Source organism: Devosia nitrariae (assembly GCF_030160115.1).
Taxonomy (GTDB): domain Bacteria; phylum Pseudomonadota; class Alphaproteobacteria; order Rhizobiales; family Devosiaceae; genus Devosia; species Devosia nitrariae.
In genome coordinates this window covers 194,268-213,136 of record NZ_BSNS01000022.1, presented here as the reverse complement: position 1 = coordinate 213,136, position 18,869 = coordinate 194,268, and the positions used below count along the sequence as shown (strand labels likewise).

At 63.5% G+C, this 18,869-nt stretch carries 17 protein-coding genes and 1 pseudogene; 12 read left to right on the top strand and 6 right to left on the bottom strand.

Annotated features, from left to right (window positions below):
• Positions 1 to 29: 29 nt before the first annotated feature.
• Positions 30 to 1,670 (bottom strand): L,D-transpeptidase family protein, encoded by a 1,641-nt coding sequence (locus tag QQK18_RS20720; protein ID WP_284342277.1) that lies wholly within the window; start codon positions 1,668 to 1,670, stop codon positions 30 to 32.
• Positions 1,671 to 1,895: 225 nt separating this feature from the next.
• Positions 1,896 to 2,288, bottom strand: a complete 393-nt coding sequence (locus QQK18_RS20715; protein WP_284342276.1) for a VOC family protein — start codon at positions 2,286 to 2,288, stop codon at positions 1,896 to 1,898.
• A gap of 217 nt (positions 2,289 to 2,505) precedes the next feature.
• Here QQK18_RS20715 and QQK18_RS27625 point away from each other — a divergent pair.
• Positions 2,506 to 3,393 (top strand): annotated as a pseudogene (locus QQK18_RS27625) (serine hydrolase domain-containing protein); the annotation flags it as partial.
• A gap of 268 nt (positions 3,394 to 3,661) precedes the next feature.
• Here QQK18_RS27625 and QQK18_RS20710 read toward each other — a convergent pair.
• Positions 3,662 to 4,411 (bottom strand): GntR family transcriptional regulator, encoded by a 750-nt coding sequence (locus QQK18_RS20710; RefSeq protein WP_379993920.1) that lies wholly within the window; start codon positions 4,409 to 4,411, stop codon positions 3,662 to 3,664.
• Positions 4,412 to 4,546: 135 nt separating this feature from the next.
• On the opposite strand from QQK18_RS20710, the gene QQK18_RS20705 reads away from it, so the two are divergent.
• The 11 genes from QQK18_RS20705 to QQK18_RS20655 all read left to right on the top strand — a co-directional run bounded on the left by QQK18_RS20705 (position 4,547) and on the right by QQK18_RS20655 (position 14,139).
• Positions 4,547 to 5,803, top strand: coding sequence for an ABC transporter substrate-binding protein (locus QQK18_RS20705; protein WP_284342275.1), 1,257 nt, complete (start codon positions 4,547 to 4,549; stop codon positions 5,801 to 5,803).
• 99 nt (positions 5,804 to 5,902) lie between these two features.
• Positions 5,903 to 6,766: a carbohydrate ABC transporter permease gene (locus QQK18_RS20700; RefSeq protein ID WP_284342274.1), complete on the top strand. Its 864-nt coding sequence runs from the start codon at positions 5,903 to 5,905 to the stop codon at positions 6,764 to 6,766.
• A gap of 9 nt (positions 6,767 to 6,775) precedes the next feature.
• Positions 6,776 to 7,603: a carbohydrate ABC transporter permease gene (locus tag QQK18_RS20695; protein ID WP_284342273.1), complete on the top strand. Its 828-nt coding sequence runs from the start codon at positions 6,776 to 6,778 to the stop codon at positions 7,601 to 7,603.
• 25 nt (positions 7,604 to 7,628) lie between these two features.
• On the top strand, positions 7,629 to 9,086 hold the full coding sequence (locus QQK18_RS20690; protein ID WP_284342272.1) for an alpha-L-arabinofuranosidase C-terminal domain-containing protein: 1,458 nt from the start codon (positions 7,629 to 7,631) through the stop codon (positions 9,084 to 9,086).
• A gap of 10 nt (positions 9,087 to 9,096) precedes the next feature.
• Entirely contained in the window at positions 9,097 to 10,176 is a 1,080-nt protein-coding gene (locus QQK18_RS20685) for an ABC transporter ATP-binding protein (RefSeq protein ID WP_284342271.1), read from the top strand.
• Positions 10,177 to 10,461: 285 nt separating this feature from the next.
• Positions 10,462 to 10,785, top strand: a complete 324-nt coding sequence (locus QQK18_RS20680) for an ArsR/SmtB family transcription factor (protein WP_284342270.1) — start codon at positions 10,462 to 10,464, stop codon at positions 10,783 to 10,785.
• Positions 10,786 to 10,855: 70 nt separating this feature from the next.
• On the top strand, positions 10,856 to 11,077 hold the full coding sequence (locus QQK18_RS20675; RefSeq protein ID WP_284342269.1) for a hypothetical protein: 222 nt from the start codon (positions 10,856 to 10,858) through the stop codon (positions 11,075 to 11,077).
• A 12-nt stretch (positions 11,078 to 11,089) separates the two neighbouring features.
• Positions 11,090 to 11,542, top strand: a complete 453-nt coding sequence (locus tag QQK18_RS20670) for a DUF1801 domain-containing protein (protein ID WP_284342268.1) — start codon at positions 11,090 to 11,092, stop codon at positions 11,540 to 11,542.
• A 75-nt stretch (positions 11,543 to 11,617) separates the two neighbouring features.
• On the top strand, positions 11,618 to 12,046 hold the full coding sequence (locus QQK18_RS20665; RefSeq protein WP_379993918.1) for a DUF1801 domain-containing protein: 429 nt from the start codon (positions 11,618 to 11,620) through the stop codon (positions 12,044 to 12,046).
• A gap of 38 nt (positions 12,047 to 12,084) precedes the next feature.
• Positions 12,085 to 12,516, top strand: coding sequence for an SRPBCC family protein (locus QQK18_RS20660; protein WP_284342267.1), 432 nt, complete (start codon positions 12,085 to 12,087; stop codon positions 12,514 to 12,516).
• Between the two features lie 138 nt (positions 12,517 to 12,654).
• Entirely contained in the window at positions 12,655 to 14,139 is a 1,485-nt protein-coding gene (locus QQK18_RS20655) for a sigma-54-dependent transcriptional regulator (protein WP_284342266.1), read from the top strand.
• A 3-nt stretch (positions 14,140 to 14,142) separates the two neighbouring features.
• On the opposite strand, the gene QQK18_RS20650 is transcribed toward QQK18_RS20655, so the two are convergent.
• The 3 genes from QQK18_RS20650 to QQK18_RS20640 all read right to left on the bottom strand — a co-directional run bounded on the left by QQK18_RS20650 (position 14,143) and on the right by QQK18_RS20640 (position 18,861).
• Entirely contained in the window at positions 14,143 to 16,251 is a 2,109-nt protein-coding gene (locus QQK18_RS20650; RefSeq protein WP_284342265.1) for a beta-galactosidase, read from the bottom strand.
• 98 nt (positions 16,252 to 16,349) lie between these two features.
• Complete coding sequence (gene hyi / locus QQK18_RS20645; RefSeq protein ID WP_284342264.1) at positions 16,350 to 17,126, bottom strand: hydroxypyruvate isomerase; 777 nt, start codon at positions 17,124 to 17,126, stop codon at positions 16,350 to 16,352.
• A gap of 10 nt (positions 17,127 to 17,136) precedes the next feature.
• Positions 17,137 to 18,861 (bottom strand): ABC transporter ATP-binding protein, encoded by a 1,725-nt coding sequence (locus QQK18_RS20640; RefSeq protein WP_284342263.1) that lies wholly within the window; start codon positions 18,859 to 18,861, stop codon positions 17,137 to 17,139.
• Positions 18,862 to 18,869 lie beyond the last annotated feature (8 nt).

The window sequence follows — 18,869 nt, the reverse complement described above, 5'->3', positions numbered from 1 at the left end:
AAACGCTGCGTAAAGGAAGCGGCGGCCACCTAGAGCTTCATCAGCTCGATGAGCCTCTCATGATGCCCATAGACGTCACCATAGGAGCGGATGGCGCCGTCCTTTTCGACCCTGAGGGTGAAATAGGCAATGTGGACCGGGATCTTCTTTTCCGGATTGACCCAACGTTCCGACGGACCGAACAAGGCCTCGAGCGAGGTGCGGCTGATATTGGGCTCGTTGGCCATCAGCGCCTCGGCGAATTCCATGGGGTTCTGAACGCGGATGCAGCCGTGGCTGTAGGCGCGGAAGGCGCGAGAGAACAGCGACTTGGACGGCGTGTCGTGGAGATAGACGTCGTGCTTGTTGGGAAAGAGGAACTTGATCTGGCCAAGCGCGTTGCCGGTGCCGGGCTTCTGGCGCACCTTGAACGGGAAACTGTTGGCCGAGACCATCCCCCAGTTGACCGAAGAGGCGCTGATCACCGCGCCGTTGTAGAGAAGTTCCATGTTCTGCCGGCCGATATAGCCGGGATTGCGCAGCACCGCCGGGGCGACCTCGTTGGCAACGATCGAGGAGGGCACGTTCCAATAGGGATTGACGACAATGTGGCGGATGCTGTCGGAAAAGATCGGCGTCTGGTTCTTGGGCGTGCCGACGACGACGCGCGTGGCATAGGCCTCGCGCCCGTGGTCGTTGATGGCCACACGGAACTCGGGCACGTTCACCATGACGTTGAACTCGCCCAGTTCGCGCGGCATCCAGCGCCAGCGTTCCATGTTGGCGAGGATATCGGCGCGGGTGACGGCGCGGCCGCCGTTGAAGGCGGCCACGGTCGCCGGGCCGATGATGCCGTCGGCCTCCAGCCCCTGGCTTTCCTGGAAGGACCTGACCGCCTCGTAGAGCGGCGCGTCATAGACGGTTAGAGCCTCGGGCGAGCCGGCAAGCTTCAACCGCTCGCGCAGCAGCGGCACGCGCGGATCGCTCATGCCGAGCCGCAGGACCTGACCGTCCGGGACCGGCTGGGGACGGTCGACCTTGTCGTCCTCGAACTTGGCGAGGGCCGCCTTGAGGGCCAGGAATTCCGGGTGCTTCGGCTCGAGTTCGGCAAAGACCTCGCCGGGTGCATCGGTCGTGGCGAGGCGCATGAGCAGGGACGCCTCATCGAGGCGCTTGGGCTCGATGTCGAGAAAAGCAGAAACGTCGCGCGGACGGATGCGGCCGGCATAGATGTGGGTGGCATAGCGAAGGGCCGCCGCCGAAAAGGCAGTCTCGAGCTCGGCCATGCGGACCGGATCGCCGTCGGCGCTCGCAACGTCCAGTTCGGCGGTGAGATAATCCTCTCGCCGCAGGCCTTCGCTGGCGGCGCCCTCGAAGATCGAGATGATCTTCTGCGCCTTGGCCGAAAAGGCCAGCGAGCCATCGGGGGCAAGATCCAGCCAGAGCGGCTCGAAATGGCGCTCGCCGTAGAAATAATAGAGCTTTTGTGCCTCTTCAAAGGCGGCCGTATCGGGTCGGGCGGCCGCGTAGGCAGCGGCGAGCCCGGCCTTGATCGTTTGCGCCAGGGGCGTGCGGGCCGGCGCGATGACGACGCGCTCGATGCCGATGCTTGCCACGTCCTGGGCGAGCGCGGGGGAGGCGGCAGCGACCGACAGTACCGAAAGCGCGACACCAGCCAAAAGCTTAATCATAGGGTCTCCATGCCAATGGGGCGGGCCCCCGCCGCCGGCTCCGCAGAATCACGGGCCAAACCCCAACATTTAAGCGCGTTCATACTCCCGAAGCCTTAACGGCGACAATTGCTCCCAACTTTGTGAGCCATGTGTGTTGCGCTGCCGCAACGGTGGTCGGACGGCAGGTCCCGTCGCACTTGGCCAATGTGGCAGAACAGACGCCGAAAGGTCGCGAATGGCCGATCAGGGGTTCCAGCCGCCGCTGCCATACGGACGGGTGATGAGCTCCAACAGATGACCGTTCAGGTCCTTGAAATAGACGCCGCGGCCGCCATCATGGTGATTGATCTCGCCCTGTCGCGTCTGGCCAGGGTCGGCCCAGTAGGGGAGATCCTGCTGACGAATCCGACCAAAGATCTCGTCGAACTCGGTCTCGCTGATGAGGAACGCGTAATGCTGCGGGGTGATTTCGCCGCCGGCATCCGCATAGTCGAGGTTGGCTCCGTTTTCGGTCGTGACCACGTGGAACGGCCCCCAGCGCCTGGGGGCGGGAAGGCCAAGCATTTCCGCCAGGAATTCTGCCGATGCTTTGCTGTCGCGGGCCCACAGGATCGTGTGGTTGAAATCGATAGCCATTCCGCCTCCTTGCCATCTCTCCTGGGACGGTCCTAGGCCTTGAACCACTGCAACCGCGGCCCGATAGGAAAAAGCTCGCGGCAGCACAATTGTTCCACGACTGAAGCGCTGCTGCGCTGGCCCCCGCTCCGTCGGCAAAGCGCCTAACCTTGACGGTTTTGCAGGCGCCAGCAACACTTTCTGCCGATATGTCTCGTCCGAGGGATGGTGGGCGGTTGTGACGGTTTCTTGGCCGGCTGGAGACTGGCAACGTAGTGATCCCGACGACCGCGGCTTCGCCATCGAGCTCCTGACGCGGGCTATAGCGGCGATCGAGGCCTTCGGTTGCATCGGCGCAATTGTCGTGCACGACGGCGTGACTGTTGCGGCCACCGGCACCCTCGACCACAAGTCTCTCGTGCGCTCGGTACGCAAGAGTCTCCTGAGTGCGCTCGTCGGGATAGCCGTCGGTCGCGGCCAGATCGACCTGGATACAACCTTGGCCGATCTCGATATTGACGATGTAGAGCCACTCTCCTCGCAGGAGAAGCAGGCGAAGGTCCGTCATCTTCTGCAGGCACGATCCGGCGTCTACCATCCGGCAGTGGCGGAAACCCAGGACATGGTTGCCTCGAAGCCGGCGCGGGGCAGCGTCTCGCCCGGCGAGCAATGGCTGTACAACAATTGGGATTTCAACGTCCTCGGCACGATCTACGAGCGCGCGTCTGGTCGCTCCATCTATCAGGCCCTCTTCGAGGACATCGCCGCTCCCATCTGTATGCAGGATTATCATCCGGACGACGGGCGCTACATGAGCGGGGAGGTCTCTCGGCACCCCGCATATCATATCGCACTGACCGCGAGAGATATGGCGCGGTTCGGCTTCCTCTATCTCAATGACGGCAGGTGGGACAACAAACTGGTCTTGCCCGCCGGTTGGGTAGCGGAAAGCACGACCGCACACTCCTTGGCGCGGAGGTCCGGCTATGGATACCTGTGGTGGACAACGGGTCATGCGGGCGAGGCTGAGACCGTAGATGGCGTTCGGCGGAACGCGGACCTGCCTGCGTTCCGATACGCTGCCCAAGGTCATCACGGTCAGATGATCTACGTCGTTCCGGCCAAACGTCTTGTCTGGTCACGCAGTCACCCCCTAAGGAACGGCCCCAGGACGATTGGGCGAACTACTGGAACTTCGTGCGGTGCGCCATCCTGTCAGCTCCAGGCTAAAGATCGCCTTTGGATCGAGAGCGGCCACGGGCACCGCTTGGGGCGAGATCACAGGATTTCCGCCGAAGCCAAACGGCGGAACGGATGCGTCTCAATGGCTACGGACAATGGCATTCGCTGCCATCAGAATGCGCTTCCGCATCTTGATGCTGTCGCATCGCTCTCTAAGACCTCGTGGCCAACTGATCTTCACGCTGGACCTGCTGCTCGCTCAACGCCGGCAGTACGGCGTCGAGATGTTCCCCGAGCGCCTTGGCGGCCCCTTCGGCATCCCTGGCCGACATCCGCTCGAGGACAGCCTGGTGATCCTCGATCACGACGAACATGCGCTTGGGCATCAACAGGGTGAGTTGACGGAAGCGGTCGACCTGCGTCTTGACCTGGAGCACCAGTTTCCAGATGCCGGGATATCCGGAAATCTCGGCGATTTTGGCATGGAAAGCCTCGTCGGCCCGGTGGAACTGTTCGGTGTCCCCTTCGGCCGCCGCTTCACGCTGCCGCTCGATGATCGACGCCAGCGTCAGTTCCTGGCTGCGCGACATGCGCTCAGTCGCCATGCGCACCGCCGCCGTTTCGAGCGCCTTCCTGATGACGATGGCTTCGGGCAGATCGTCATAGGGAATGCGGGCAACGAACGTTCCAGATTGTGGAAAGACTTCGATCAGGCCTTCGTCGGCAAGCCTCAGGACCGCCTCTCGGACGGGCGTGCGGCTCAACCCGAATTGCGCTGCGATCTCTTTTTCGCGGATCGGCGTCCCCGGAGGCATCTTCATAGCCACGATCGAGGATCGCAGGGACTCATATACTAGTCGCCACGCGGCGTCCCTGATGCTCCTGGATTCGCGCTTTGGTGCCGTGCGAGCGCGCACCGGCCGGTGCTGTTTTACCGATTCCTTGCTGTTCCGAATTGTCATGCTCAGCGGTCGCGCCTCGATTGCAGTGTGTGACGGAGACATATCAGTCTCCAATCCCCCTTGCACTAGCAGAACCACCATTGACTGTCATACTATTATATCAGTAAGGTCGGAGCACCAAAAGAGGAGGAAACGATGAGCATGAGGTCTGGCCTTCTGGCGTCCGTCGCCCTTTGTACGGGCATGTTCGGCATTGTCGGAACCGCTGAAGCGGGAACTGTGGAATTCTGGAGTCCGTTCACAGGACCGGACGGAACGGCAATCGATGCGCTGGTCAGGCAGTTCAACGAGACGACCGGCGCCGAGAACGACGTCAGCGTGGAATTGCTGATCATTCCGTGGGAGCAATACTATACGAAGCTCTCGGTCTCCCTGGCGTCGCGCACGGCGCCCGACCTTGCTGTCATGCACTCCCACCAGATCGCCGGTTTCGTGAAGCAAGGCGCGCTGGAAGCTTATACGCCCGAGGAGATCGAGCAGGCGGGGCTCGTCGAGGCGGAGTACATTGCACCGCTCTGGCAGGCCGGGGAGGTGGAGGGCCAGCGTTACGGCGTCCCGATCGATGCCTTTCCACGTCATATCTACTACAATAAGGCATTGTTCGAGCAGGCCGGTCTCGATCCTGACGCTCCCCCGAAGACCGGCGAGGAAATGCTCGATGCAGCCCGGGCCATCGCCGGTCTGGGGCAGGACATCCACGGCGCCTTCCTCCCGGTGACCGGTTCCGGCGCGACGCGCAATTTCTACGCGCTGTTTTGGCAGTACCAGGATGACCTCTACAATGCGGACAATACCGACGTTGCCGAGGGGTTTGCGGAGTCGGCAACCAAGGCACTGGAGAACCTCAAGGTGTTCCTCGACGAGGGCCTGGCGCCCGCCGAGGAGGTATCGGACTCCAATTCCCTGTTTGCACAGAACAAGATCGGTATCTCGCTCATGCAGATCACGGATCTGCCCGTCTACCAGACCGCCGCGGCCGATCAGGGGCTGGAGTTCGGGGTAGCGCCGATTCCCCAGTTCGGCGATCAGCCGGCGACCTTCGCTCTCGGGCACAATTTTATCATTCCTCGCGGCACACCCCCAGAACCGCGCCAGGATGCCATGGTCTTCGTCAAATGGATTGGCGACAACAGTCTTGCCTGGACCGAGACCGGCAAGATGCCCGCCAAGGTCACGACACTGGAATCGCCCGAATTCCAGGCCCTGCCTGAGCAGCAGATCGTCGCTCAGTCGCTCGAGTATGTTCGTTTCCCGCCGCCGGTCTCGGTGCAGCCAGCGATCGATCGGGTGGTGCAGGAGACAGTCGAGGCCTATTTCGCCGGTCAGGTGGATGTCGGCCAAGCCGTTTCGATGATGGCGGACGGGATTCGCGGCGAACTCGCCAAGCAATAGATCGATCCAAAAGCGGCGCGCCTGCCCAGGCGCGCCCTCTTCGATGACGGCCGTTCCGAGCCGTCTGGATCAAGCCTAGCATCTCGAGCTCAAGCGGCAATGGCCAGACAACGCGCAAAAGTCCTGCCCTATCTTATGGCAGGTCCCTACATCCTCATGTTCGCGATCTTTGCCGCCTATCCGGTCGGGCGGGCAATCTACATGAGCCTGTTCGACTGGGGCATCTTCGGACCCAATGCCTTTGTTGGGGTGGCCAACTATCTCTCGCTTTTCGGGGACCGCAGATTCTGGAGTTCCGTCGGCGTCACGACTGCCTTCGCGGCCATCTACGTGCCCATGATCGTGGTCGCCTCTCTGCTCATTGCGGTGCTGCTGCATCGGCGACTGCCGGGGATCACGATCTTCCGGACCGCCTTCTTCATTCCGATCGTCATCAACGTCGCGGTCGCAGCCATCGCCTTCAATTGGCTGCTCGCGCCAGATGTCGGCTTCGTGGATCAGGTGCTCCGTTTCTTCGGCCTGCCCGGCCAGCGCATGCTGTCCCAGCCGGGTTGGGCGCTTTTCGCCATCGCCATCGTCGCGCTCTGGACCCAGACCGGATTCATGGTCGTCATCCTGCTGGCCGGGCTCGAGAATATCCCTGACGATCTCTACGAAGCGGCGCGGCTCGACGGCACGCGGCCGTTCTATGACCTCATCTACATCACCATTCCGCTGCTGCGCCCGATCCTGCTGATCGTGATGGTGCTGAGCATCGTGCACGCGTTCCAGATTTTCGGAGAGGTTTTCATCATCACACAGGGCGGTCCCTATGGCAGCACCACCGTCATGACCATGCTGCTCTACGAGGAGGGCTTCGAACGCTTCGCCCTCGGACGCGCGGCGGCCATCGGCGTCGTGATCACGATCATCATCGCCTCGCTGTCCTTCATCCAGTTCCGCTTCTTCAGGCGTCAGGTCTAGGAGGCGAGGATGCGTCGCGCACAAATTATCCGCTGGTTTGTCCTGCTTGTCCTGGCGCTGCTCTGGTTCACGCCGCTCGCTTCGCTGGTCCTTTATTCCTTCGCGCCGCCTGCCGAAGTGCTCAAGGGTGGCTTTGTTCCGACCCAGTGGACGTTGCAGAACTACTGGACTGTTCTCACCGATACGACCCGCGGGGTTAGCGTCCCGCAGGGCTTGGCCAACAGCACGATCATCATGGTCTGTCAGGTCGTCGGCATTCTGCTGCTCGACATTCCGGCCGCCTACGCTTTTGCCCGGATGCGCTTCATTGGCCGCGACGTCATCTTCATCCTGGTGCTTGCCACCATGATGATGCCCGGCGTCCTCGACATCATCTCGCTCTACGACCTGATGGCCAATCTGGGCCTGATCAACACCCTGGCGGGCGTCATCCTGCCCGGCCTCCCCCGCGTAATCGGCATCTTCATTCTGCGCCAGTTCTTCCTCGAGATCCCGCGCGAGATGGAAGAGGCCGCGCGCATGGACGGCGCTACCGACTTCCAGATCTTCACCAGGATCATGGTGCCCCTAGCCTGGCCCTCGATCATGACCGTGGCTGTGATCACCGCTCTCTACAGCTGGAACAATTTCCTCTGGCCGCTGATCGTGACCAACTCGCCCGAGGCCATGCCGGTACCGGTCGTCATCGCCTATCTCAGCGCCGATACCACAGCGGTCCTCAACTACACGGTCATTCTGGCCGCCGCCTTCGTGACCTCCCTGCCGATGATCCTGCTGTTCATGCTCGGGCAGCGCTGGATCGTGAGCGGCATGCGCCCGTCCTCGGGCATCAAATAACAATCAAGCCTTTTCGGAGACGACCATGCCTACCCTGACCATCGATCCCCAGGAACTGCACGCGATCTCGCCCCGCCTCTACATGCAGTTCATGGAGCCGCTTGGCACCACAGATTCTTCGGTAGAGGCCGGATGGGATGTCCTCAAGGACGCATGGCGGGAAGATTTCGTGTCGGTTACCAGTGACCTGGCTCCCGGCGCCATCCGCTGGGGCGGCATTCTGACGAGCTTCTGGAAATGGCGCGAGAGCGTGGGCGATTCCGCTCAGCGTCCGCCCATGGTGAACTATCTCTGGGGCGGCTGGGAGAAGAACCGCGTCGGTGTCGATGAATTCCTTTCGTTCTGCCGTGCGGTGGCGGCCGATCCGATCCTTGCGGTCAACTTTGCCGGCGACGGCCGGCCCGAATACATCAAGACAGCCCTGGGCGAAGAGCGGGCCGGCGATGCCCGGGAGGCTGCCGACCTCGTCAGCTATTGCAACGACCCTGATTCAGCCGAGCGCCGCGCCGGCGGCTTTGCCGAACCCTGGAAGGTCAAATTCTGGCAGATCGGCAACGAGACCTCCTATCCCAAGGCAGGGCACCGGTTCACGGCCGAGGAGAACGCGAAGACCTATCTCGAGTTCGCCAAGGCGATGCGCGAGCGCGATCCCGGGATCACACTGATCGGCTGGGGCGATCAGGAGCGCGACACCGGGACGTGGTGGATGCGGACCCTGATCGAGACTGCCGGCGACTATGTCGATCAGGTCGCGCTCCATATGATGCAGCAGGGACCCGACAAAGAGAGCATCCTGCACGGGCGCCGCTATCGCCGGGATTATGCGGCAAGCTGGGCCGAGCTCGGCAAAATGTACGACAGGGTCAGGGACAAGCTCGCCGACGCCCGCTCGGTTCTGGCCGGCACAGGCTCGAGCGCAAAGCTCGCGATCACCGAAGGCCACCTCTCGCTTCGGCCGCACAACAAGTCGGAGATGCTGCGCGAGTGGATATCGGGGCTCTATCATGCACGCATCATGACGCTCTTCGAACGCAATTCGGACGTGGTCGACGTGGCGACCCTAGCCGATTTCGCCGGCACCACCTGGACCGTCAATGCTCTTATGCTGGGCTCGCCTGCCGAAACGCCTTACCTCTTGCCGGTCGGCCACATCATGCGGTTCTTTCGCAAGCATTCCGGCGAGCGCGCCATTGCGGTCGGGAAGATGCACTCGACCCTGGAGATGGCCGCCAGCCGCAGCGGCGATACCGTCTACCTGCATGTCGTCAACACAGATCTCGACAACGAGGTCCGCTTCGATCTCTCGGTCAAGGACCGGAAGGTCGTCTCCGGGCGGCAACTGACCATCAATCCAGGGCTCGATGCGGCGATCGACAGCACCGCCCTCGATGTTTTCACCCCGAGCGATACAAAGCTGGCGGATGTCGAGCACATCGTCATCCCCAAGGCTGCAGTATCCGTCCTCGAACTCGCGCTGGGTTAGGAATGCAGCCATGAGCGGACTTCGGCTACAAGACATCCGCAAAAGCTTCGGCGCCGTCGAAGTCATTCGGGGCGTCAATCTGGAGATCGAGCATGGCGAATTCGTCGTGTTCGTCGGCCCCTCGGGTTGCGGCAAGTCAACGCTGCTGCGCATGATCGCCGGGCTCGAAGATATCTCCGGTGGCACGATCATGATCGGAGAACGGGCGGTCAACGATGTTGAACCGCGCGATCGCGGCGTGGCCATGGTGTTCCAGTCCTATGCGCTCTATCCGCATATGAGCGTCTACGACAATGTCGGCTTCAACCTGATGCTGTCGAAGGTACCCAAGGCTGAGCGCGACCAACAGATTCGCGCGGCCGCGCGCTCGCTGCAGATGGAACATCTCCTGGAGCGCAAGCCGGGACAACTATCCGGGGGTCAGCGCCAGCGCGTTGCGATCGGACGGGCCATCGTGCGTAATCCCAAGGTCTTCCTGTTCGATGAGCCTCTGTCCAACCTTGATGCCGCTCTGCGGGGTGACATGCGCCTTGAACTGGCGCGGCTTCATCGCGAACTGGAAACCACCATCATCTATGTCACGCATGATCAGGTCGAAGCCATGACCCTGGCGGACAAGATCGTGGTGATGGACCAAGGGACCGTGCAGCAGGTCGGCAGTCCGCTGGACCTTTATGACCGGCCAGCTAACCGCTTCGTTGCCGGGTTTATCGGGTCGCCCCGCATGAATTTTGTCGAGGTGGTGGTCGAGGAGGTCGGTGCAGGCCTTGCGCAGGTCACGAGCCGCGATGTGGGTCGGCAGGCCGTTAGGATAAGAGACGGCGCAGTGGCGGCAGGCGACAAACTGACACTCGGTATCCGACCGCATCAGGTCGATATCAAAGGATCCGACATAGAAGCCACCGTCAGCGTCGTCGAGCGCCTGGGGCATGAAGCGATTGTCGCTGCAAAACTTGCCTCGGGTGTCGATTTTACCTTCGTAGGCCCCGGAGACATCGACGTCACGCCTGGCCAAGAGTGCAGATTCTCGCTTGATGCCCGCAGAACATTTCTTTTCAATGCCGCGGGCGAGGCCGTGTCGGCAGGATAGTCGTCGTGTTCCGGGGCGTCGTCCCCGGGGAGAACGACGGCCCCGATGACGGCAGCGGAGCCGCCCGACAAGGCCACGTGGCCTTGCCACGCGGGCTGCCGGCTCCAGGCGGAGAAACAAGCGCTCGCCTATAGCGGGCGGCACCATCCGGAGCCCGTGGTGTGAAAACTCGAACACGCGGTCGAGTCGCAAGTGCGGTCCCCGCCCTTGTAGGTCCCTCGGCACTTGACATCCATACCTCGTTGGCTATGAATCAGATTCATAGCCAACGAGGTATGGATCTTGATGCCCGAAGCCCATGACATGCTGTTCAGGTCGCTCGCCGATCCGACCCGCCGGGCGATCTTCGAGCGCCTGTGCCGCGACGGGGAGCAGACGGTCGGGGCCTTGACGGTCCATGCCGGGGTCTCGCAGCCGGTGGTCTCGAAGCATCTTGCGATCCTCAAGCAGGCCGGGCTGGTGCGCGACCGCCACGAGGGGCGCAACACGCACTACAGCGTCCAACTCGGCGCCCTCGCGCCGCTGATCGACTGGACGAGCGAGATGGCGGGGTTTTGGCAAAGCCGGTTCGATGACCTCGAGGACCTTTTGAAACGAATGGATCAGTGAGCGAGACTGGCAAGCCGGTTCCAAAAAGGACCGTGCGGTCGACGTCCGCTCGTTACACAAGGAGAGTGCAATGAACTGGAGCCATTGGATCAGGCAGACCCACCGCTGGGTGTCGGTCATCTTCATCATCACCGTCGTGGCGGCAACGTTCGCGGCAGTGACCGGGCAGGGCGAGGAGAGCTTCCTTTACTATCTGCCGCTCCCCCCGCTCTTCCTGCAGATGCTCACCGGCATCTACCTGTTCGTGCTGCCCTACGTCGTTCGGTGGCGCGCGGTGCGACGCGCAAGCTGATGGGAGCGGACGATGCCCGGCAAGACACAGAAGAGTTCAGGGAAGGCCGCCAGCAAGCCAGGCGACGTCGTCCTGCTTTCGGGCGGCAATCCGCAGATCCCCAAGGGAGATGGCGATGCGCCCGTCCAGGCCTATATCGCGGCGATGCCCGGCTGGAAGCACGACGTCGGACGGCGCCTCGATGCGATCATCGAGCGTGAGGTCCCGGGCGTCCAGAAGGCGGTCAAATGGAATACGCCCTTCTATGGCGTCGAGAATCCGTTCTGGTTCCTCTCTTTCCACTGCATGACCAAATACATCAAGATCACCTTCTTTCGCGGCTCGTCGCTCGATCCCGCGCCCCCCGTCAAATCCAAGTACGAGGAAGTGCGCTACTTCCACATCTTCGAAGACGGTCAGTTCGACGAGGCCCAGTTCGCCGATTGGGTAAGGCAGGCGAGCAAATTGCCCGGCGAGCGCATGTGAGCCGGAAATGACATGATCGCGGACGACCAGTCGGTGCACGTAGCGCCGAGAGCGGCGATGAATGCCAACGACATTATGAAAGCAAAAAAGACCATGGCGAAGATGAAAAGCGGCGCGGAGCAGGAAGAAGGGGACGCTTCGGCCTCCCGGCTGATCGATGCAAGGATCGCAGAACTCAGCGATTGGCGTGGCGAGACGCTCGCGCGCATGCGCTCGCTCATCAAGGAGGCCGATCCCGATGTGGTCGAGGAGTGGAAGTGGGCAAAGCCGGTGTGGTCGCACAACGGCCTGATCTGTACGGGCGAGACTTACAAAGCGGCCGTGAAGACGACCTTCGCCAAAGGTGCCTTTCTGGAGGATCCTTCCGGCCTCTTCAATTCCAGCCTCGAAGGCAACACCAGGCGCGCGATCGACTTCCGCCAGGGCGAGAAGATCGACGAAGCCGCATTCAAGGCGCTCATCCGTGCCGCCGTGGCACTGAACACCTCCGGCAAGAAGGCGTAGGGCGCCGCCTCTACAGAACGAGCATAAGAGCAGGATCCATGAACGAAGCACCGAGCGGACTGCGCACCGTCGTCGTCGAACGGCAGATCCCTTATCCGGCCGAGAAGATCTGGCGCGCGCTTACGCAGCCGCACCTGATGGAAGAGTGGCTGATGAAGAACGACTTCAAGCCGGACGTCGGCCACCACTTCAACCTTCGCGGAGACTGGGGTGGCGTGCTGGACTGCGAGGTGCTCGACATCGAGCCGGAGAGAACACTCTCCTACACCTGGAACTTCGCCCATGAGGATCCAGCCTATGGCCTCACGAGCGTCGTGACCTTCACCCTCACCCCGACCGACGCGGGAACGCATCTGCGCGTGGAGCAGTCGGGTTTCCGGCCGGAACAGACGCAGGCCTTTGGAGGTGCGCACGCCGGGTGGAAGGAGTTCCTCGGCAAGCTCGAGCAGGTCGTGGCGCGGGAGGAGTGAGGTCGAGTCGATGCCCGCAATGCCGCTGACATGATTAAAACCCTGTTAAGCCACCTCACCTAGCTTGATCCAAAACGGCACAGCGATTCGAAACGCCCAAGTGCCGGAAAAGGTAATGGCGGGTTCCGACCAAGAGACATGACACGTGTACTCATAGTTGACGACGATCCGGTGCAGTTGCGCCTGACCGCGGAAGTGGCCAATCGGGCCGGGTTCCGGGCGGTGACGACAACGGGCGGGGCAGAGGCCTTGAGCATCCTGCGTTCCGACAGGTCCATGGGGGCGGTCATCCTCGACCTCGTCATGCCCGAAGTCGACGGCATGGCGGTGATGGAGGCTATGGCGCGCGAGGGCCTGACCACTCCCGTCATCATCCAAACGGCTACCGCTTCGCTCGAGACGGTGGTGACGGCCATGCGGCAAGGGGCAGCCGACTACTTCGTCAAGCCCGTGGCGCCCGAGCGGCTCGTCGTCTCGCTACGCAACGCCATCAAGCTCGATACCCTAGAAGCGGCCGTTCGTGCCGAGCACGCGCGGCGGAGCGGAACCCTTTCCTTCTCGGACATGATCGCCGAAGCGCCGGCCATGGCGCGAACCGTATCACTCTGCGCCAAAGCAGCGAAGTCGACCATTCCGGTGATGATCGAGGGTGAGACGGGCGTTGGCAAGGAGCTCGTCGCCCGGGTGATCCAGGGCGGGGGCGAGCGGGCGGGCAAGCCCTTCATTGCCGTCAACTGCGGGGCACTGCCGCCCAACCTCGTGGAGTCGACGCTCTTCGGACACAAGAAAGGCGCGTTCACCGGCGCCATCGCCGACCAGCCGGGCAAGTTCGCCGAGGCCAATGGCGGCACCATCTTCCTCGACGAGGTGGGAGACCTGCCGCCCGAGGCGCAGGTCAAACTCTTGAGGGTCCTGCAGGAGGGCGAGATCGAGCCGGTGGGGGCGTCGCGGCCGGAACGGGTGAACGTCAGGGTCATCTCGGCGACGAACCGGCGGCTGCTCAACCTGACGAAAGCCGGCGAGTTCCGCGAGGATCTCTACTATCGGCTCAACGTCTTTCCCATCTATGTGCCGCCGTTGCGCGAACGGCGCGAGGACATTGCCGCGCTCGTAGACCACTTCATCGCCCGGTTCGCTGCCGAGGCAGGCAAGCGGATCACCGGCATTGCGCCGGGGGCACTCGACCTCTTGATGCGCTACGACTGGCCGGGCAATGTCCGGCAGTTGGAGAATACCGTCTACCGCGCCGTTGTGCTCACCGACGGGACCACGCTCGAAACTGCCGACTTCCCTCAAATCATCGCCCAGCTCGGCGGGCGCGAGGCGGCACTGATGAGCCTCGATGCGGTGCCGGTGCCGGCCGCGCCCGTCCATGTCGACGATGCACCACCGCGGCGGCGGCAAGCCGAGGTCGAAACTTCTGCGCAGGACCGCTTCCTCGACGAGAACGGTGAGGTGGCGACCGTTGCGGAGATTGAGCGGGCCCTCATCGCCTTCGCCATCACCCAGCATGGCGGGCGGATGGCACGGGTGGCGCGCGCGCTCGGCATCGGCCGTTCGACCCTCTATCGCAAGCTCCACGAGTATGGGCTGACCGACAGCATCGACAGCGACGCCGCTTAGAGTTCACCCCATCCGCAGCACCAGGACGTCCCGGGCCGGGACCGTGATCCTGTCCTCTGCGAACGCGGCGCCCGTATTCGCCCAAGCCGCGTCGCGGATCGCCAGAGGACCGTGCCCTCCACCGATGCCGAAGGTCGCGGACTGGCTCTGGCGGGTGGGGTTGATCAGCCAGAGAACGCTGCCAGCCGCTCCTTCATGCAGGCGGGCCTGCAGGGCGGGGTTGGAAACGACGACATGCGGCGCCTTGCCGGTCGAGGCGAAGACGTCGGCGAAGTAGCGCCGGTTGGCGGCGCCGTCGGTGCGGAAGTAGGCGACGGACGGGTGGGTGCCGACCAGCATAGTGCGGCCGGCGCCAAAGGCGTTCTCGACGGCGGCGAGGCGTCCGTCGGCATAGCGCCCGCGCTCGCGCCCGCCGGCGAGGCGATAGGACTGCAGATAGCCGCCGCCGGCGACCGGCTGCCCGTCGAGGGAGAGGCGGATGCGATCGCCGATGTCGGGCATGAACTCGACCTCCTCCTCGCGCGCCCCGAAGACGGCGTCGAGCCCGTTGTTGGGCTGGACGGTGCCGACCTTGCCGCGATCGCCGAAATAGCCGGGGCAGCCTTCGCAGATGAGGTGGCCGCCTTTCTCGACCCAGGCAGCGAGGCGCCGGGCGTGCTCGCCGGTCAACATGATGGGGTAAGGGAAATAGAGCGCATCGTAGCGGTCGATGTCGTCGATATGCACCCAGTCGGGCTGCAGGCCGTTGTCGAAGAAACCGCGATAGGCGCCCCACATGGCTTGGCTGTAGGTCTCGCTGACGCCGTTGTGGTTGAGCAGGTAGTCCCAGCTCTGCGTTTCCGGGACGACGAGAATGCCGATGTCGCCGGTGACGGGCCGGGCGGCAAAGACTTCCTGCTGCTCGGGTGCATTGGCCCAGCGGGCAATGGCCGCGGCCATCTCCGAGCGGGGCGTACGCGATCCGTCCATGCCATAGGAACCGAAGGCGCCGAACAGCGGCCCGTCGAGCAGCGGGCGCCAGCGCAGGTTGAGGACACCCCGCGCGCCGGCGGCAAAGGAGGTCATGGTCCACACCCTGATATCCTCGGGCTCGGCAACGCGCCCGTCCTCCTTGTCGCGACCGAGGACCTGCGGCTGCAGCCAGAGCGGGCCGCCCTGGCGTTCGGCATGCCAGAAGGGCTTGCCGCGGGCGGCCGCGCGCGTGAGGTCGCCGCCATGGAAATTGCGCCACGGCTGGTTGCCCTTGCGTGCGGCGATCCAGGTGAAGCCATAGACCTCGACCTTGGACGCAGCGAGCCAGTCGTCGCAGCCATTGGCGGCCATGTTGGGGATGGCACCCGCAACGCCGTGGGCAGCGATCAGGCAGTCGCTGTCGACGGCGCGGATAGTGTCGATCCGCCACTGCATCTGCGCGTAGTAATTGTCGCGCTTGAATTCCAGCCAGTCGAGGCATTCCGGGTAGGCGGCCATGACGGCGGGCGGCTCGATGTCCTCCCAGTCGGCGTAGCTGTAGCGGTGCCAGGCATTAGCGAGGGTGTCGAGGTCACCATATCTCAGCTTGAGCCAGGCACGGAAGGCGTCCTTGCCGTAAGGACCGTAGTCGACCTCGGCCGAATAGTTGCACTCGTTCCAGACGTCATAACCCAGCAGCGCTGCGTGAGCCTTGTAGCGGGTAGCGAGCGCGGTAAGGAACCGGCCGGCGGCCTCCTTGACCTCGGGGCAGTTGAGGCTCAACGCCCCGGCGCCGCCGCCATTGGCGGCAAAGCCGCCGACCGCGGCCGAGACGCCCATATTCGAGGTCAACGGCCGGCCGTCGGCCCTCAGCTGGCGGGCATGGGCGAACTGGCGGACCGCCCAGTCGGGGACGGCGTGGATCAGCTCGGCAATGATGGTCTTGAGGCCATTGCGGGCGGCAAGCTCCATTTGCCGGTCGTACTCGTCCCAGTCGTAGACGCCGGGGCGGCGCTCGATGGCGCCCCACATGAACCAGTGGCGGAAGATGTTGAGCCCGTCCTCGGCGGCCACCGCATAATCGCGCTCCCAGTCTTCACGCGGCGGATTGGACTTACGGAAATAGACCGCTCCGAACGGCACCTGCGGCATGGTTTTCATGTTGTCTCGTCTCCCTCATTAACGCAGACGCTATCCTTCGGCGTGCGGACGGCGCGCCGTTGGCAAATCCGGATGGGTGAGCCTTGCGGGCTGGAGGATCAGGTGTACGGTTTCATCCAGCCGAGCCCCTCGCTCGTTCCCGCCAGCGGCTTGTATTCGCAGCCGACGAAGCCGTCATAGCCGGCTGCGTCCAGCGCTCTGAAGACGTTGGCGTAGTTGATCTCGCCGGTGCCCGGCTCATGCCGGCCCGGATTGTCGGCGACCTGCACATGGGCGATGCGACCAGCTAGCCGTTCGAAGGTTGCGATCAGATCGCCCTGCATCACCTGGGTGTGGTAGATGTCGTATTGCAGGAAGAGATTGTCGGAGCCGACGTCGTCGAGGATGCGCTCGGCATGGTCGGTGGTCGAAACGAAGAAGCCTGGAATGTCGCGCAGGTTGATGGGCTCGAGCAGGAGCCTGACCCCGGCTTCGGCGCAGAGCCGGGCGGCATAGACGAGGTTCTCGACGAGCGTGCGTTCCAGAAGCTCCGGATCGGCGCCCACCGGGGCGATGCCGGCAAGGCAGTTGAGCTTCCCGCAATCCAGCGCTTGCGCATAGGTCAGCGCCTTATCCACCCCCTCGCGGAACTCCTCGACCCGATCGGGCAGGCAACCGATGCCGCGCTCTCCGGCGTCCCAGTCGCCGGCCGGAAGGTTGAAGAGGGCCTGCGTGAGGTCATAGCGGTCGAGCAGGGCGCGGATGTCGTCGGCGGGAGAAGCGTAGGGGCCGACATATTCGACCGCCGGGAACCCGTCGGCCGCGGCGGCGGCGAAGCGATCGAGGAAGGGCTTGTCGGCGTAAAGGAAGGAGAGGTTGGCGGCGAATTTTGGCACGGACTATCTCTTAGCTCTTGAAACGGGTGCGGTGCAGCATGCGCTTGTTGCGCGGATCGGGATTGGGCACGGCCGAGATGAGGCTCTGCGTATAGGGTTCGCGCGGGTTGTTTACGATCTCCTCGGCCGTGCCCATCTCGACGATCCGTCCGCGATGCATGACCGCGACATGATCGCAGAAATAGCGCACCACCGAAATATCGTGGGAGATGAAGATGAAACTGAGACCCAGCCGCTTCTGGATATCGAGCAGGAGATCGAGGATCTGGGCGCGAATGGAGACGTCGAGTGCCGCCGTCGCCTCGTCGGCAATGAGGACACTGGGGTCGAGCGCCAGCGCCCGGGCGATGCCGATACGCTGGCGCTGCCCGCCCGAAAACGCGTGGGGGTAGCGTTCCATGGATCTGGGATCGATGCCGACGAGGTCGAGCAACTCGCCGACGCGGTGCTCGAGCGCGGCACCGCGAAGGGTGCCGGCAACGACCAGCGGGTCGCCGACGATCTGCTTGACGGTCATGCGCGGGTTGAGCGAGGCGAACGGATCCTGGAAGACCAGCCGCACCTGCCGGTGATAGTCCTTGAGTCCGGCCTTGGAGAGGGCTAGCACATCGTCTGATGTGCCGTCCTTGCGGCGGTAGGTGATGGAGCCGGAGGTCGGCTCGACGGTGCGCAGGATCAGCCGGCCGAGGGTCGTCTTGCCCGAGCCGCTTTCCCCGACGATGCCGAGATTCTCGCCGGCATGGAGGTCGAAGCTTGCATCGTCGACGGCGGTCAGGGCCGGTCCGGATTTACCGAACCAGCCCGAAACGGCGCCATAAACCTTGGTAAGACTGCGCACCGACAGTACCGGCTCGCCCAGCGCCTCCGCACGATCGCGAATGTCGGCGCGGGGTTGCTCGAGCCGGACAGTCGAGGAGAGCAGGCTGCTCGTATAGGGATGCTGGGCGGCATGGAAGACATCGTCGACGCTGCCGGTCTCGACGATGCGGCCATAGCGCATCACCGCGACATCGTCGGCGACCTCGGCCACCACACCCATGTCATGGGTGATGAGGAGCATGGCCATGCCGCGCGAGACCTGCAGGCGCTTGATGAGATCTAGGATTTCGGCCTGGGTGGTGACGTCGAGGGCGGTAGTCGGCTCGTCGGCGATGAGGATGTCGGGGTCGCAGGCGAGCGCCATGGCGATCATGGCGCGCTGGCGCATGCCGCCGGAGAACTCGAAGGTATAGCGGTCGACCATGGTCTCGGGGTCGCGGATCTCGACCTGGCGGAGGAGCTCGACGGTCTCGGCACGAGCGGCGCGGGCATCCAGCCGCCGGTGGAGGCGCAGGGCCTCGATGATCTGCGAGCCGATAGTGTGGACCGGCGAGAGCGAGGACATCGGTTCTTGAAAGACGAGGCCGATGCGCCCGCCGCGGATGCGCAGGAGCTCGGAGCTGCGCTCGGTCATCTGCGCGATATCGACCTCGCCTTCGTCCCCGTGCAGCAGGATACGGCCGCCGGCGATGCGGCCCTGGCGGTCGACGATGCCGAGCAGGGCGCGGGCGGTGACGCTCTTGCCCGAACCGCTCTCGCCGACGAGGCAGAGGGTGCGGCCGCGCTCCAAGGCGAAGGACACATTGCGCACCGCATGCAGGATGTGGGTACGCAGGTGAAAGTCGATGCTGAGGTCCTTGACCTCGAGCAGCGGCTCGCCGGTGTCGGCAACGTCAGCCTTTAGCTTCGCGACCATGCCTCCAA

What these genes read in the sequence shown, in the direction of transcription:
- QQK18_RS20660 (WP_284342267.1), top strand. Translation starts at nt 12,085, where the DNA reads ATGAACGAAGCACCGAGCGGACTGCGCACCGTCGTCGTCGAACGGCAG.
- QQK18_RS20665 (WP_379993918.1), top strand. Translation starts at nt 11,618, where the DNA reads ATGAAAGCAAAAAAGACCATGGCGAAGATGAAAAGCGGCGCGGAGCAG.
- QQK18_RS20705 (WP_284342275.1), top strand. Translation starts at nt 4,547, where the DNA reads ATGAGCATGAGGTCTGGCCTTCTGGCGTCCGTCGCCCTTTGTACGGGC.
- QQK18_RS20680 (WP_284342270.1), top strand. Translation starts at nt 10,462, where the DNA reads ATGCCCGAAGCCCATGACATGCTGTTCAGGTCGCTCGCCGATCCGACC.
- QQK18_RS20700 (WP_284342274.1), top strand. Translation starts at nt 5,903, where the DNA reads ATGGCCAGACAACGCGCAAAAGTCCTGCCCTATCTTATGGCAGGTCCC.
- QQK18_RS20640 (WP_284342263.1), bottom strand. Translation starts at nt 18,861, where the DNA reads ATGGTCGCGAAGCTAAAGGCTGACGTTGCCGACACCGGCGAGCCGCTG.
- QQK18_RS20720 (WP_284342277.1), bottom strand. Translation starts at nt 1,670, where the DNA reads ATGATTAAGCTTTTGGCTGGTGTCGCGCTTTCGGTACTGTCGGTCGCT.
- QQK18_RS20715 (WP_284342276.1), bottom strand. Translation starts at nt 2,288, where the DNA reads ATGGCTATCGATTTCAACCACACGATCCTGTGGGCCCGCGACAGCAAA.
- QQK18_RS20695 (WP_284342273.1), top strand. Translation starts at nt 6,776, where the DNA reads ATGCGTCGCGCACAAATTATCCGCTGGTTTGTCCTGCTTGTCCTGGCG.
- QQK18_RS20710 (WP_379993920.1), bottom strand. Translation starts at nt 4,411, where the DNA reads ATGACAATTCGGAACAGCAAGGAATCGGTAAAACAGCACCGGCCGGTG.
- QQK18_RS20670 (WP_284342268.1), top strand. Translation starts at nt 11,090, where the DNA reads ATGCCCGGCAAGACACAGAAGAGTTCAGGGAAGGCCGCCAGCAAGCCA.
- QQK18_RS20650 (WP_284342265.1), bottom strand. Translation starts at nt 16,251, where the DNA reads ATGAAAACCATGCCGCAGGTGCCGTTCGGAGCGGTCTATTTCCGTAAG.
- QQK18_RS20655 (WP_284342266.1), top strand. Translation starts at nt 12,655, where the DNA reads ATGACACGTGTACTCATAGTTGACGACGATCCGGTGCAGTTGCGCCTG.
- QQK18_RS20675 (WP_284342269.1), top strand. Translation starts at nt 10,856, where the DNA reads ATGAACTGGAGCCATTGGATCAGGCAGACCCACCGCTGGGTGTCGGTC.
- QQK18_RS20685 (WP_284342271.1), top strand. Translation starts at nt 9,097, where the DNA reads ATGAGCGGACTTCGGCTACAAGACATCCGCAAAAGCTTCGGCGCCGTC.
- QQK18_RS20690 (WP_284342272.1), top strand. Translation starts at nt 7,629, where the DNA reads ATGCCTACCCTGACCATCGATCCCCAGGAACTGCACGCGATCTCGCCC.